The sequence below is a fragment of the Leifsonia sp. NPDC056665 genome (genome assembly GCF_042791795.1).
Taxonomy (GTDB): Bacteria; Actinomycetota; Actinomycetes; order Actinomycetales; family Microbacteriaceae; genus Leifsonia.
The window spans coordinates 1-13,500 of record NZ_JBHTXK010000027.1 but is presented as its reverse complement, the minus strand read 5'-3'; the positions used below and the strand labels follow the sequence as shown (position 1 = coordinate 13,500).

Below are 13,500 nucleotides of genomic sequence, written 5' to 3'. Positions count from 1 at the left end.
ACAATGGCCAGGCACCCCCGGGACAGCACAGCCCATCAGCGAAGGAGATCAGCATGTCGAGCCAGGAAATCGAGGTCCTCGTCGTCGGCGCGGGACAGGCCGGTGTGGCGATGAGCGCCCACCTGACCGAGCGCGGCATCCCGCATCTCGTGCTGGAGCGCGGCCGCATCGCCGAGCGCTGGCGCTCGGGACGCTGGGACTCGCTCGTCGCCAACGGCCCCGCCTGGCACGACCGCTTCCCCGGCCTGGAGTTCGACGACGTCGACCAGGACGGCTTCGCCCCCAAGGAGCGCGTCGCCGACTACTTCGTCGCCTACGCGGCCATGACGGAGGCCCCCATCCGCAGCGGGGTGGAGGTGCTGTCGGTCCGCCGCACTGTCGGCGCGCCGGGGTTCCAGGTGGAGACCACCGACGGCAGCTACACCGCCCGTCACGTCGTGGCCGCGACCGGCCCGTTCCAGAAGCCCGTCATCCCCACCGTCATCCCGGCGGCCGCGGGCATCGAGCAGCTCCACTCCAGCGACTACCGCAACCCCGGCCGGCTCCCGGCCGGAGGCGTGCTCGTCGTCGGCGCCGGCTCCTCCGGCGTGCAGATCGCCGACGAGCTGCGCCGCGCAGGACGCCAGGTGCACCTGTCGGTCGGTCCGCACGACCGGCCGCCGCGCCGGTACCGCGGCCGCGACAACGTGTGGTGGCTGGGCGTCCTCGGCAAGTGGGAGGCCTCCGCCCCCGCCGCCGGCGCCGAGCACGTGACCATCGCGGTCAGCGGCGCCCGCGGCGGCCGCACCGTGGACTTCCGCGAACTGGCCGAGAGCGGCATCACGCTCGTCGGCCGCACGCAGGACTACGCGGACGGCGTCATCCGGTTCGGCGGCGACCTGGCCGCGAACATCCACGCCGGCGACGCCAACTACCTCTCAGTGCTCGACGAGGCGGACGCCTACATCGAGCGCAACGGCCTCGACCTCCCCGAGGAGCCGGAGGCCCGCATCCTCGGCCCCGACCCCGCGTGCGTCACCGATCCGGTCACGGAGCTCGACCTCGCGGCGGCCGGGATCACCTCCATCGTCTGGGCGACCGGCTTCGGCGTCGACTACGGCTGGCTGCAGGTGAACGCGCTGGATGCGGCGGGCAAGCCCGTGCACCAGCGCGGCGTCTCCGCCGAGCGCGGCGTGTACTTCCTCGGCCTGCCGTGGCAGTCGCGCCGCGGCTCCAGCTTCATCTGGGGCGTCTGGCACGACGCCGGCTACATCGCCGACCAGATCCAGATCCAGCGCACCTACCTGTCGTACGAGAACGCCGCGGTCGCGGCGGAAGGAGCAGCCGTCTGATGCCGACGCACACCCGCATCCGCCCGTTCAACACCAAGGACACCTATCCCGAGCAGAACCTCGACAACGACCTCTGCCAGGCCGTCGTCGCGGGCGGCGTCGTCTACCTGCGCGGCCAGATCGGCCAGGACCTGGAGACCCGCGAGTCGGTCGGCGTCGGCGACGTGGAGGCGCAGGCCGAGAAGGCGATGGCGAACATCGCGATGCTGCTGGAGGAGGCCGGCTCGAGCCTCGACGACATCGTGAAGGTCGTCATCTACCTCATCGACCCGCGCTACCGGGAGGTCGTCTACCGGGTCGTCGGGCGCTGGCTGAAGGGCGTGTTCCCGGTCTCAACCGGCATCGTCGTCTCGGCGCTGGCGCGGCCGGAGTGGCTGGTGGAGATCGACGCCACGGCCGTGATCAGCGGGGAGGTCTCCCGGTGACGTTCTCGATCCTCGCCGTCGACGGCACTGGGGCGATCGGCTCGGCCATCTGCTCCTCCTCGCCCGCCGTCGCCGCCCGCTGCGTGAACCTCGCCGACGGCGTCGGCGGCGCGCACTCCCAGAACATCACCGACCCCCGGCTGGGCCCGCGCCTCATCGACGGCCTGCGCGACGGCCGGCCGGTGGAGGAGGTCCTCGCGTGGGTCGTGGACTCCACGCCCGACATCGACTACCGGCAGCTCCTCGTGATCGACCGGAACGGCCGCTCGGCCATCCACTCCGGCTCGCAGGTGCTCGGCCACCACGGCCAGGCGCAGTCGGCGCACGCGGTCGCGGCGGGCAACATGCTCGCGCGCGACGACGTGCCGCAGCTCATGGTGGACGCGTTCGAGGCGGCCACGGGCGAGCTGGAGGTGCGGCTGCTGGCCGCGCTCCAGGCGGCGATCGCGGCGGGCGGCGAGGAGGGGCCGGTGCACTCGGCCGGCGTCGCGGTCGTGCGCGACGCCGGCTGGCGGGTCACGGACCTCCGCGTCGACTGGGCGGAGAACCCGGTCGAGCTGCTGGGGGAGATCCTGGTGGAGACGTGGCTGCCGCAGCGGGACGCGTACGTGACGCGCGGGCTGATGCCGGCGGGGGCGCCGAGCTACGGGGTGCCCGGGGATGAGTGACACTGCGATGAGTCACGTTGCGACCGCGACCGCGTTGAAGGACCGGATCCGCGCGCTCGTTGACGTGGACCTCCCGTCGCTCGTTGCGTTGTCGGAGGCGCTGCACGCCGATCCCGAGACCGCCTGGAACGAGCACCGCTCCAGCGCCCGCCTGCAGGAGGCGCTCGCCTCCCGCGGCTTCGCAGTGACGCCCGCGTACCTCGGCCTGGACACCGCCTTCCTCGCCACGGCCGGCGCCGGCCCGGTCCGGATCGGCGTCTGCGCCGAGTATGACGCGCTCCCCGGCCTCGGCCACGCCTGCGGCCACAATCTCATCGCCGCGATCGCCGTGGGTGTCGCCTCCGCCCTCGCTCCGCTCGCCGACGAGCTCGGCATCACCGTCGAGGTCTACGGCACCCCGGCAGAGGAGGGCGGCGGCGGCAAGATCGAGCTGCTCGACCGCGGCGCGTTCTTCGGCCTCGACCTCGCATTGATGGCGCACCCGGGCCCGGTGGACGTCGCCGAGGCGCGTCCGTTCGCCGTCGCGCACTCGCACGTCCGCTACGACGGCAAGGCCGCGCACGCGGGCGCCTACCCGGAGGAGGGCGTCAACGCCAACGACGCCTTCGTGGTCGCGCAGGTCGCCATCGGCCTGCTGCGCCAGCAGCTCCCGCACTCGACGCGCGTGCACGGCATCCAGACGGTCGGGGGTCAGGCCCCCAACGCCATCCCGGACCGCACCGAGGGCCGCTGGTACGTCCGCGCCGAGACGCTGGAGGAGCTGGAGCGCATCGAGGAGAAGGTGAACCGCTGCTTCGAGGCGGGCGCGCTCGCCTCCGGCACGGCCCTCACGATCACGCCGGAGAGCAAGCCGTACTCCGAGTTCCGCAACGACGAGCGCGCGCTCGCGCTGTACCGGGCGAACGCGGAGGCGCTCGGCCGGGTGTTCGACGGCTCGTCCGCCGCGGGCCGGATGAACCGCGCCTCCACCGACATGGGCAACGTGTCGCAGGTCGTCCCCGCCATCCACCCGTACGTCGGCGTCGGCAGCCTCCCGGCCACCAACCACCAGCCCGAGTTCGCCGCCGCGTGCGTCGGCCCGCTGGCCGAGAAGGCGCTGCGGGACGCCGCCGTCGCGCTCGCGCAGACCGTCGTGGAGTTCGTCTCGTGACCACCCGCACCGAGCACGACTCGCTCGGCCCCGTCGAGGTCCCGGCCGACGCCTACTGGGGCGCGCACACGCGGCGCGCCGTGGAGAACTTCCCGATCTCCGGGCGGGGGATCGGGACGTATCCCGAGCTCGTGACCGCGCTGGCGCTGGTCAAGCAGGCGGCCGCGCGCGCGAACGCGGAGATCGGCGTGCTGGAGCCGTCGGTCGCCGACGTCATCGACGCGGCCTGCCAGGACATCGTGGACGGCGGCCTCCACGACCAGTTCGTGGTCGACCTGATCCAGGGCGGCGCCGGCACCTCCACGAACATGAACGCCAACGAGGTCATCGCGAACCGCGCGCTCGAACGCCTCGAGCATCCGCGCGGGAGGTACGACGTCATCCACCCGCTGGACCACGTCAACCGCAGCCAGAGCACGAACGACGTCTACCCGACCGCGGTCAAGGTCGCGCTCACCATCGGGCTGCGGCGGCTGATCGCCGAGCACGCGCTGCTGGCCGCGGCGTTCCGCGCCAAGGGGGTCGAGTTCCGCGACCACGTGAAGATCGGCCACACCCAGCTCCAGGACGCCGTACCGATGACGCTCGGCCAGGAGTTCACGGCGTTCGCGGTGACGATGGACGAGGACAACCTCCGGCTGACCGAGACCATCCCGCTGCTCGCGGAGATCAACCTCGGCGCGACCGCGATCGGCACCGGCATCACCGCCTCGCCCGGCTACGCCCCCTCGGTCGTGCGCCACCTCGCGGCGCTGACGGGCCTCCCGCTCGTGACCGCCACCGACCTGATCGAGGCGACCTCGGACACCGGCGTCTTCATGCTCGTCTCGGCTGCGCTGAAACGCGCCGCGATCAAGCTCTCGAAGATCTCCTCCGACCTGCGCCTGCTCTCCAGCGGCCCCCAGTTCGGCTTCGGCGAGCTGCACCTCCCGCCGCGCCAGGCAGGCTCGTCGATCATGCCGGGCAAGGTCAACCCGGTGATCCCGGAGGTCGTCAACCAGGTCGCCTTCGCGATCGCGGGCGCCGACGTGTCCATCACGATGGCGGCCGACAACGGCCAGCTCCAGCTCAACGCGTTCGAGCCGGTCATCGCCAACGCGCTGCTGCAGGGGCTCACCTGGCTGACGAACGCGTGCCGGACGCTGCGCATCAACTGCGTCGATGGCATCCAGGCCGACGCCGAGCTGCTGCGGGCACGCGTCGCGTCATCGGTCGGGCTGGTGACGGCGCTGACGCCGCGGATCGGCTACACGACGGCCGCGCAGATCGCGCACGAGGCGCTGGAGACCGGGGGAGACGTGCGGGCGGCGATCGTCGGGCGCGGGCTGCTGACGGCGGAGGAGTACGACGCGATCACGGACCCGCGGGTGCTGACCGGGGCGCGCTGAGCCGGCCTCGGGGACCGCGAGGTCAGTCGGCAGGGATCACCCGGACGATACGTTCGAGGCCGGCGAAGTCGGCGACATTGTGCGTGACGATCGCGGCGCCGTGCGCCCTGGCGACCGCGGCGATCATCAGGTCGGCGATCCGACCGCGGGGCGACCTGCCGGCCGCGTGCACCGCCTCGACGATGCGTCCGTAGTACATCGCCGCGACATCGTCGAACGGGAGGCCGCGCCCGAACGCCTGCCGGATCTCCAGGACTTGGAGCTTGCGGTCGGCGAGCACCGACGGGTCGAGCCCGGGCGCCACGAGTCCCTGCTCGAGCTCGGCGTACGAGATGGAGCAGATCGCGACGTCGGTGATCCCCTCCGGGACGATGTACCCGCCGGTGATGACGACGTTGGTGTCCAGCAGCGCCCTCACTGCCAGGGGTCCCGCAGATCCTGCTCGGCTCGCTGGTCCTGGAGCTCGCGTCCCCAGTCCTCATCGCCGCTGCGCCGGAGCAGCGCCGCGACCCGCTCGACCGGGACCCACGCCGACTCGACGTGGGGCACGACGTCGGCGACAGGACGACCATGATTGGTCACCACGTAACGCTCGCCGCCCTGGACGTCGGCGAGCATCTTCGTCGGGTTCTGCCGAAGCTGGCCGACGGTGATGCTGTGGTCATCGATGGTCGAGATCATTCCCCAACACTAGCTCATTCCGTAGACATTTATCTACGACGCTTCGCCGGCCGCCCAATCCTGCAGCGTTCCCGCGGCCGGGGACCCGCTCTCGTCCAGCCACGGCAGCACCGCCGTCGCGAACGTGGCGCGCACCCGGCTCACGTCGTCCTCCACGGACTCCGCCGCCCAGATCACCTGCTCACCCGCGTAGATCGAGTCGAGCAGGCGCACCAACGGCTCCACCGGAGTGGTGCCCACGAGCTCGCCGTCGGCCACCGCCTGCGCGAGCGCGGTGCGGGTCAGCTCGGTGAACTCGCGCGTGCGGCCGAACGCCGAGCGCGGGTCGGAGCCCGGGTGCACCTGGCCCCAGAACGCGACCACCACGCGCGCCTCCTCGCGGGTGACCGCGGAGGTCGGCAGGATCTCCTCCGCGATCGCCAGCAGCGCCGCGAGCCCGCGGGCGTCGCCGGCGCGGGCGGCGATCCGCTCCAGCGTGCGCTCGACTCCCCGCTGGGCCGCTGCCTCCGCGATCTGCTCCACCGAGTCGAAGTAGTGCCAGAGCGTGCCGGGCACCACGCCGAGGTCGGCCGCGACGGAGCGGCCGTGCGTCCCCGCGACGCCGGAGCGCGCGAGCACGCGCAGGTAGGCGTCCACGATGTCGCGGCGGCGCTGGTCGTGATCGACGATCTTCGGCACGTTCCCCATCTTGCACGACCCGCCGCCGCCAACGGAGGACATCCGCCCGTGGCACCCCCAAACCGCAGCTACCGGAGGACACGCGCCCTCCGCAGCCCCCGATCTCCTCCGCTCGCCGCTCGCGTCGCCAACGGAGGACACCCGGCCGCCCCCGTCCCCGAATCTCCTCCGCAACCCGCCCCAGCCCGGCGTGCCGCCCCGAAACTCCTCCGCTCCCCACCCGCGTCGCCAAGGGAGGAGATCCGCCCGCGCAACCCCCGAACCGCAGCTACCGGAGGACATCCGGCCTCCGCAGGCCACGATCTCCTCCGCTCGCCGCTCGCGTCGCCAACGGAGGACTCCCGCCCGCTCCCACACGCGTCGCCAACGGAGGACTCCCGCCCGCTCCCACCCCCACACGCGTCGCCAACGGAGGACATCCGCCCGGCCCCGCCCTGAATCTCCTCCGCGACCCGCCCCAGCCCGGCACGTCGCCGCGAATCTCCTCCCTTCTCTGCAGCGACCCTTCCCAATCCCGGTTTTTGACGCTACAGTCAATAACAATCGGGATCCACCGACGAAGGAGTTCTGGAATGTCCCTGACGATCGCCACCGCGACCTCCCACCCGCTCGCCGCGCTCACCGGCGCCGAGATCGACCGCGCCCGCGAGGTGTTCGCCGCCGCCGGCCTCGTGACCGAGCACACCCGGTTCACCTACGTCATGCTGCGCGAGCCGCACAAGCGCGACGTCCTCGACCCCGACCGCGTCGCCGGGCTGCACCGCGAGGTGGAGGCCCTGCTGCTCGACTTCTCGACCGGCGCGGTCACGCAGGCCGTCGCCGACCTCACCGCGGGGGAGGTCGTCCACACCCGCGAGCTCGACCCCGTCACCGAGGGCACCGCGCCCGTCCTGGACGAGGAGTTCACCCTCGTGGACGAGATCGTCAAGGCCGACGCCGGCTGGGTCGCCGCGCTCGCCAAGCGCGGCATCCACGACGTCAGCACCGTGCGCACGTGCCCGCTCACCGCCGGCCACTTCGACTACGACGACGAGGAGGGCCGCCGGATGTTCCGCGTGCTCGCCTTCGTCCAGCAGAGCCCGTCCGACCTCCCGTGGGCGCACCCGATCGACGGGGTCGTCGCGCATGTCGACACCCTGTCGCGTTCGGTGATCCGCCTGGTCGAGACCCCGATCGACACGGTCCCGATGGAGTCGGGCGACTACCTCGACCCGGAGGTCACCGGCCCGCTGCGCACCTCGCTCAAGCCGATCGAGATCACCCAGCCCGAGGGCGTCAGCTTCGAGTACCGGGACGGCGTGCTGAGCTGGGAGAACTGGGACCTGCGCGTCGGCTTCAACGGCCGCGAGGGCCTCACCCTCCACGACGTCGCCTTCACCTACCAGCAGGAGCGTCGCCCGATCCTCTACCGGGCCTCCATCTCGGAGATGGTCGTCAACTACGCCGACCCGACGCCCATCCACGGCTGGCAGAACTACTACGATGCCGGCGAGTACCAGTTCGGGCGCCTCGCGAACTCCCTGGAGCTCGGCTGCGACTGCCTCGGCGACATCTTCTACCTGGACGCCGTGGTCGCCGACGACTTCTGCAACCCGCGCACCATCAAGAACGCGATCTGCATCCACGAGGAGGACTATGGCATCCTCTGGAAGCACACCGACGAGTTCACCAACACTTCGGAGGCCCGCCGCCAGCGCCGCCTGGTCGTCTCGTTCTTCACGACCGTCGGCAACTATGACTACGGCTTCTACTTTTACTTCTACCTGGACGGGACGTTCGAGGTGGAGGCCAAGGCCACAGGGATCGTCTTCACCGGCGCCCACGACGGCGGCGACGACCCGTACTCCACCCCGCTCGCGCCGGGACTCGGAGCGCCCGTGCACCAGCACATGTTCTGCGCGCGGCTGGACATGACCGTGGACGGCGTCGCCAACGCGGTCGACGAGATCGACGTCGCCCGCGTCCCCGTGTCGGCGAGCAACCCGTGGGGGAGCGCGATCGGCCGGACCATCACCCGGCTGTCGTCGGAGTCCGGCGCCGTGCGGGACGCCGACGGCTCGGTGGGTCGCGTCTGGTCGATCAGCAGCGCCTCCCGTCGCAACCGCGTCGGCCGGCCGACCAGCTACGTGCTGCACCCGTCGTCGGAGCCCGCGCTGTTCACCGCGGACGAGGCCCACCAGCGTCGCCGCGCCGGCTTCGCCGCGCACCACCTCTGGGTCACGCAGTACGAGCCGTCGGAGCTGTGGGCTGCCGGGTACGCGGTGAACCTGCACCCGGGCGGCGCCGGCCTTCCCGCGTATATCGCGCAGGACCGCCCGCTCGACGGCGAGGACATCGTCGTCTGGCACGCGTTCGGCCTGACGCACTTCCCGCGCCTGGAGGACTGGCCGATCATGCCGGTCGACTACGCCGGGTTCACGCTGAAGCCGTACGGGTTCTTCGACCGGAACCCGACGCTGGACGTGCCGCGGTCGGCGTCGTCGTGCCACTCGGCGGCTGCGGAGACCTCCGCCTCCTGCGGCGCCGATTGCACCTGCGGCCACTGATGCTCCTCGACGTGGGAGCGCTCGGGGCCTCCACGGTCTCCGCGTGCTGCCTGCTGGGGTCGCCGCGGCCGGTGCGGGTGTGGGTGTCGGCCGGGCTGATGGTGCTGGCGATGCTGGGCTGCGTGCTCGGGTCGTCCGTGCCCGGCGTCGGATTGGCCGCCATCGTGCTCTCGCTGGCGTCGGCGGGGTTCGCGCTCCAGCGGCGGTCGGGGAGGGTGCCGCCGATGAGCCTGCACCGGGCGCTGGGCGGGGTGACGATGGCGGCGCTGGTTGGGATGTCGCTGGGGATGTCGCGTGGCGGTGCTTCTGGTTCGGCGCACGCGCATGGGGTGTCGCTCGGCGCGATCGTGGTCGCGTTCGTCGCGGGGTATCTCGCGTACAGCGTGTGGCTGCTCGTCACGATGGCGCGGGAGCGTCGCCTGCAGCGTCGTCCAGGGGCGCGAAGGCTCCTGGAACTCGGCGAGGTCGCCGGGATGGCCGTCGGCGTTCTGCTGATGGCGGTGATGTAGGCGGGCTCAGCCCTCGCTGGGCCCGGCCTCCGCGATCGCCACCCGCAGCTCGCGAGCGACATCCTCCAGCGACCGCCCCGACCCGACGGCCAGGCCGGCGATGTAGGCCGTGAGCGGCGCCGCCGGCCGGGTCACCCCGTGGGCTGCATCCCGGGCGAGGTCGAGCAGCGCGGCCACATCGCCCGGCTCGAGACCCACCCCGAGCCGCCGCGCGGCAGCGCCTGCCCATGCGTCGAGTTCCTGCGGTTCCATCAGTGCTCCTTCACTCGTTCGAGGTCATGCCGTTCGTCGATATCGGCGACCGCGTCGCGGTGGGCGCGGACGATCGGGAGGCCGAGGTGGCCGATCAGTGCGCGGGCGGGCCGGCCGGCCGTGCCGCCGGTGGCGTCCAGTTCTGCGAGCTGCGCCCGGAGTGCCGCGACCGGGACGCGCGCCAGCAGCCACTGCGCGTTGCCGTCCTGATCGGCGAGCACGCCCGACTCGATGGCGTGGAGTGCGGCGACGGCGAGGGCCGGTCGTGCAAGGTCGGCCGAGACGATGAGCGTCTCGGAGGTCTCCTCAGGCAGCGCCGCGACTCCCGCCGCGATGCCGGCGCACGGGCCGCCCCACCGCGGATACTCGGACACGGTCACGACCCCGCGCGGCAGCGTCTCGTTGGTCGCCGACACCAGGACGACCGTCGCGCAGCCGCTCACGGCCTCCATCGTCCGCTGCAGCAGCGTGCGGCCGTCGATTTCGGCCAGCAGCTTGTCGCTGCCGAAACGCGACGAGCGGCCGCCGGCGATGACGATGACGGCGGGCGACGGGGGAGGGAGGGCCACGGGGACCAGCCTGCCACGGTCGGGGTGGGGGTGCGAGTCGTCGGCGCCGTATCCCTACCGTTCGGTATTGTTCTGGGCATGCTTTATGGACTCACAGGTTGGCACGTGATGGTCGTGCTGTCGTTCTGGATCGTGCCGTTCGTGCTGTGGCTGATCGCACTGGTGCAGATCGCGAAGTCGAAGGCGGCGGCCGGGCCGGTGGTCGCGTGGGTGGTGATCGCGACGCTGATCCCGGTCGTGGGTGCGATTCTGTGGTTCGCGATCGGGCGGCGGTCGGTGCGCGAAGGCGGTTCGGCCGGCGGGGCGGTGGGCTAGCCGCTTACGCGGGGCAGGATGACTTGGCTGACGTAGTACACCATCCACAGCACGAAGAACGCTGCGCCGATGCAGCCCAGGACGATCCCGGCAGTGGCGCGTCCCCGGCCGGAGTCGACAAGCCCTGCGCGTTCCATCTGGTCGGCCGTGGTGCGCGACTGCACGCCGAACACGATCGCGAGGATGGACGGCAGCGCGAACGGGTTGATGAGAAGGCAGACGATCCCCCAGACGAGCGCCCTGGTCGCCTTGCTGTTCTTCGGGGGGACGGCGACGACGTACTGCGGGCCCGCGTACGGCGACTGCGACTGCGACTGCAGGGGAACGTACCCGTTCGGATCGCGGTAGGAGGTCTGGAAGTCGGCTGTCTGCGATGCGACACCGTAGCCGACACCCTGGCTGCCGGCGGCGGCGAAGGGCGACGTGCTGACCGGCGCTGGCTCGTGCGGCGCGGTGTGCTCCGTCCCCCTGGGTTGGGGTGAGTGTGCGCTGAGAACCCTCCCGAATCCGCCCTGAACGATATATCGTTAACTATCGTTACCGACTCACCCGATCCTTATCAGGAGGCACATCATGAGCGGAACATTCACCGGTGGCGGCGGCTGGGGCAACATGAATGCCGACGGCCTCTTCCAGGCGTTCGACCAGCTCCGGTCGCAGTTCGAGAAGAAGGTCGGCACGCGGATGGGGCGCGGCGATGTCCGCTCCGCCGTGCTCGCGCTGCTGGCCGAGAAGCCCATGCACGGCTATCAGATCATCCGGGAGATCGAGGAGCGCAGCGGCGGGAGCTGGAAGCCGTCGGCCGGGTCCGTGTATCCGACGCTCCAGTTGCTGGCCGACGAGGGGCTCATCACGGCCGAGGAGTCCAACGGGCGCAAGACGTATGCGCTCACCGAGGAGGGCAAGGCCGCGGCCGAGGAGGCCGGGCCTGCGCCGTGGGCGCCCGAGGAGAAGAGCGAGACCACCAGCCCACCCTGGGGCCCCGGCAACTGGAGCGGCGGGCACAACCCGTTCGACTCCGAGCTTCCGAAGGCCGGGATGGCGCTCGCGCAGGCCGCCGCCCAGGTGCGGCGCACCGGCACGCCCGAGCAGGTGAAGGAGGCCGCTGCGGTCCTCGACGAGGCGCGGCGGAAGCTGTACTCGATCCTCGCCCAGGACGCCCAGGACTGAGCGGGTGGCGGCGCCCGACGCGGCCGGATCAGGCGCGACGACGACACCAGGCACGAACAGGACAGCAGCAGTAGCGGGCTCCGGCAACACCAGGGCCCGCTACCGCCGCATCCTGCGGTTCGCCGCGGCCAACCTCGTCCACATCTGGTGGTACGACCTCTTCCTTCCGCGCATCGGGCTCGGCCGCTTCAGCGAGCGCGGGCGGACCAAGCGGCTCACCGCGTTCGCGCGGCGGTTCCACGACCTCGCCGTCGAGCTCGGCGGGCTGATGATCAAGGTCGGGCAGTTCATGTCGTCGCGGCTCGACGTCCTCCCGCCGGAGATCACGAAGGAGCTCGAAGGGCTGCAGGACGAGGTGCCCGCGGTCCCGTTCGACGCCATCCGGCGGCTCGCCGAGGCGGAGCTCGGGATGCCGCTGGAGCGCGTCTTCGACAGCATCGACCCGGTTCCCGTCGCGGCGGCCTCCCTCGGGCAGGCGCATCGGGCGCGGCTCGCGGAGCAGGACAGAAACGACACCGGGCTGGACACGGTCGTCGTCAAGGTGCAGCGGCCGGGCATCGACGCGATCGTCGACGTCGACCTGGCGGCGCTGCGGCGGGTGGGCGGCTGGCTGAAGCGGGTCAGGGTGGTGGCCGACCGGGTGGACATGCCGGCGCTGGTGGAGGAGTTCGCGGCGACGAGCATGGAGGAGATCGACTACCTCCACGAGGCCAGGAGCGCGGCGCGGTTCGCGGAGGATTTCACCCACGACCCGCGCGTGGCGGTCCCGGAGGTCGTCTGGGAGCGGACCACGCGCCGCGTGCTCACGCTCGAGGACGTCACGGCGATCAAGATCACCGATGTGCAGGCGCTGCGCGCGGCGGGCATCGACCCGGCGCACGTGGCGCCGGTGTTCGCCTCCGTGATGTTCGACCAGCTCTTCACGAACGGGTTCTTCCACGCCGACCCGCACCCGGGCAACATCTTCGTCACGCCTGATCCCACGCTCGCCGCCGACGGGATGGACGCGACCACCGCGCACCCGTGGAAGCTGACGTTCATCGACTTCGGGATGATGGGGGAGGTCCCCGACGGCACCCGGCGCGGCCTCCGCAAGCTCTTGATCGCGGCGGCGGGGCGCGACGGCAAGGGGCTCGTGGACGCGATGCGCGACGTCGGGGTGCTGCTGCCGACCTCCGACACGTCCGAGCTCGAGCGGGCGATGACGCAGCTCTTCGCACGGTTCGGCGGGATGGGGTTCGCGCAGCTGCGGGAGGTCGACCAGCGGGAGTTCCGCGACTTCGCCATCCAGTTCGGCGACGTGATCCGGTCGCTGCCGTTCCAGCTGCCGGAGCACTTCCTCCTCATCGTGCGGGCGATGTCGCTGACGTCCGGGGTGAGCAGCGCGCTCGATCCGGAGTTCAACCTGTGGAACTCGATCGAGCCGTACGCGACGCAGCTGCTGCGCGACGAGAGCGGCAACATGGTGCAGGACGCGCTGAAGGAGGCCGCCTCGATCGCGGGCGTGGCCGTGCGGCTGCCGAAACGGCTCGACGGGATGGTCAACCGCATCGAGGAGGGCAACTTCTCGGTGAAGACGCCCGCACTCGACCAGCGGATCGGGCGGCTCGAACGCGTCACCCGGCGGCTGATCGCGGCGGTGCTGTTCAGCGGGTTCCTGGTCGCGGGAGCCGTGCTGCTGCCGACCGTGCCCGCGTTCGGGATCGTGCTGATGAGCGTCTCCGCCGCACCGCTGATCTACGTGCTCGTGGGCGGTCGCCGGCACTAGCCCGGAACGTCGAGGGGCACGTAAACGCCCCTAAAAGCGTGTTTTAGGGG

Annotated in this window: 16 protein-coding genes; 10 read left to right on the top strand and 6 right to left on the bottom strand. The window is 71.6% G+C overall.

Features of this window, described 5'->3' with window-relative positions; genetic code table 11:
• Positions 1-53: 53 nt before the first annotated feature.
• The 5 genes from ACFQ9V_RS18280 to ACFQ9V_RS18260 are packed head-to-tail and all read left to right on the top strand — an operon-like array spanning position 54 to position 4,962.
• Positions 54-1,331, top strand: coding sequence for a flavin-containing monooxygenase (locus ACFQ9V_RS18280; protein ID WP_382460540.1), 1,278 nt, complete (start codon positions 54-56; stop codon positions 1,329-1,331).
• Positions 1,331-1,756: a RidA family protein gene (locus ACFQ9V_RS18275; RefSeq protein ID WP_382460539.1), complete on the top strand. Its 426-nt coding sequence runs from the start codon at positions 1,331-1,333 to the stop codon at positions 1,754-1,756. The genes ACFQ9V_RS18280 and ACFQ9V_RS18275 overlap by 1 nt, the downstream gene beginning before the upstream one ends.
• Positions 1,753-2,424, top strand: a complete 672-nt coding sequence (locus ACFQ9V_RS18270) for a DUF1028 domain-containing protein (protein ID WP_382460538.1) — start codon at positions 1,753-1,755, stop codon at positions 2,422-2,424. Before ACFQ9V_RS18275 ends, ACFQ9V_RS18270 begins: the two co-directional genes overlap by 4 nt.
• 7 nt (positions 2,425-2,431) lie before the next feature.
• Positions 2,432-3,574: a M20 family metallopeptidase gene (locus ACFQ9V_RS18265; RefSeq protein WP_382460537.1), complete on the top strand. Its 1,143-nt coding sequence runs from the start codon at positions 2,432-2,434 to the stop codon at positions 3,572-3,574.
• On the top strand, positions 3,571-4,962 hold the full coding sequence (locus ACFQ9V_RS18260) for an aspartate ammonia-lyase (protein ID WP_382460536.1): 1,392 nt from the start codon (positions 3,571-3,573) through the stop codon (positions 4,960-4,962). Before ACFQ9V_RS18265 ends, ACFQ9V_RS18260 begins: the two co-directional genes overlap by 4 nt.
• Before the next feature lie 22 nt (positions 4,963-4,984).
• On the opposite strand, the gene ACFQ9V_RS18255 is transcribed toward ACFQ9V_RS18260, so the two are convergent.
• From ACFQ9V_RS18255 to ACFQ9V_RS18245, 3 genes are read right to left on the bottom strand one after another with little or no spacing between them, the layout of a single operon-like run.
• Positions 4,985-5,380: a PIN domain-containing protein gene (locus tag ACFQ9V_RS18255; protein WP_382460535.1), complete on the bottom strand. Its 396-nt coding sequence runs from the start codon at positions 5,378-5,380 to the stop codon at positions 4,985-4,987.
• On the bottom strand, positions 5,377-5,643 hold the full coding sequence (locus ACFQ9V_RS18250; RefSeq protein WP_382460534.1) for a type II toxin-antitoxin system Phd/YefM family antitoxin: 267 nt from the start codon (positions 5,641-5,643) through the stop codon (positions 5,377-5,379). The genes ACFQ9V_RS18255 and ACFQ9V_RS18250 overlap by 4 nt, the downstream gene beginning before the upstream one ends.
• A gap of 33 nt (positions 5,644-5,676) precedes the next feature.
• A complete protein-coding gene (locus ACFQ9V_RS18245) occupies positions 5,677-6,321 on the bottom strand; it encodes a TetR/AcrR family transcriptional regulator (RefSeq protein WP_382460533.1) in 645 nt (214 codons plus the stop codon).
• Between the two features lie 572 nt (positions 6,322-6,893).
• On the opposite strand from ACFQ9V_RS18245, the gene ACFQ9V_RS18240 reads away from it, so the two are divergent.
• Both ACFQ9V_RS18240 and ACFQ9V_RS18235 read left to right on the top strand, forming a co-directional pair.
• Complete coding sequence (locus ACFQ9V_RS18240) at positions 6,894-8,867, top strand: primary-amine oxidase (protein WP_382460532.1); 1,974 nt, start codon at positions 6,894-6,896, stop codon at positions 8,865-8,867.
• 11 nt (positions 8,868-8,878) lie between these two features.
• Positions 8,879-9,376: a hypothetical protein gene (locus ACFQ9V_RS18235; RefSeq protein ID WP_382460531.1), complete on the top strand. Its 498-nt coding sequence runs from the start codon at positions 8,879-8,881 to the stop codon at positions 9,374-9,376.
• Positions 9,377-9,382: 6 nt separating this feature from the next.
• Here ACFQ9V_RS18235 and ACFQ9V_RS18230 read toward each other — a convergent pair whose 3' ends face one another.
• Complete coding sequence (locus ACFQ9V_RS18230; RefSeq protein WP_382460530.1) at positions 9,383-9,628, bottom strand: DUF6457 domain-containing protein; 246 nt, start codon at positions 9,626-9,628, stop codon at positions 9,383-9,385.
• Positions 9,628-10,197: a molybdenum cofactor guanylyltransferase gene (locus ACFQ9V_RS18225; RefSeq protein ID WP_382460529.1), complete on the bottom strand. Its 570-nt coding sequence runs from the start codon at positions 10,195-10,197 to the stop codon at positions 9,628-9,630. Before ACFQ9V_RS18225 ends, ACFQ9V_RS18230 begins: the two co-directional genes overlap by 1 nt.
• Before the next feature lie 108 nt (positions 10,198-10,305).
• On the opposite strand from ACFQ9V_RS18225, the gene ACFQ9V_RS18220 reads away from it, so the two are divergent.
• Positions 10,306-10,512 (top strand): PLDc N-terminal domain-containing protein, encoded by a 207-nt coding sequence (locus ACFQ9V_RS18220; RefSeq protein WP_382460565.1) that lies wholly within the window; start codon positions 10,306-10,308, stop codon positions 10,510-10,512.
• Here ACFQ9V_RS18220 and ACFQ9V_RS18215 read toward each other — a convergent pair.
• The gene (locus ACFQ9V_RS18215) at positions 10,509-10,832 is read right to left on the bottom strand and encodes a DUF4190 domain-containing protein (protein WP_382460564.1); all 324 of its coding nucleotides are present in this window, start codon (positions 10,830-10,832) and stop codon (positions 10,509-10,511) included. The genes ACFQ9V_RS18220 and ACFQ9V_RS18215 overlap by 4 nt on opposite strands.
• Positions 10,833-11,085: 253 nt before the next feature.
• On the opposite strand from ACFQ9V_RS18215, the gene ACFQ9V_RS18210 reads away from it, so the two are divergent.
• Together ACFQ9V_RS18210 and ACFQ9V_RS18205 are read left to right on the top strand one after the other, a co-directional pair.
• Positions 11,086-11,682: a PadR family transcriptional regulator gene (locus ACFQ9V_RS18210; RefSeq protein WP_370056756.1), complete on the top strand. Its 597-nt coding sequence runs from the start codon at positions 11,086-11,088 to the stop codon at positions 11,680-11,682.
• A gap of 4 nt (positions 11,683-11,686) precedes the next feature.
• The gene (locus ACFQ9V_RS18205) at positions 11,687-13,450 is read left to right on the top strand and encodes an ABC1 kinase family protein (protein WP_382460528.1); all 1,764 of its coding nucleotides are present in this window, start codon (positions 11,687-11,689) and stop codon (positions 13,448-13,450) included.
• The last annotated feature ends 50 nt before the right edge of the window (positions 13,451-13,500 follow it).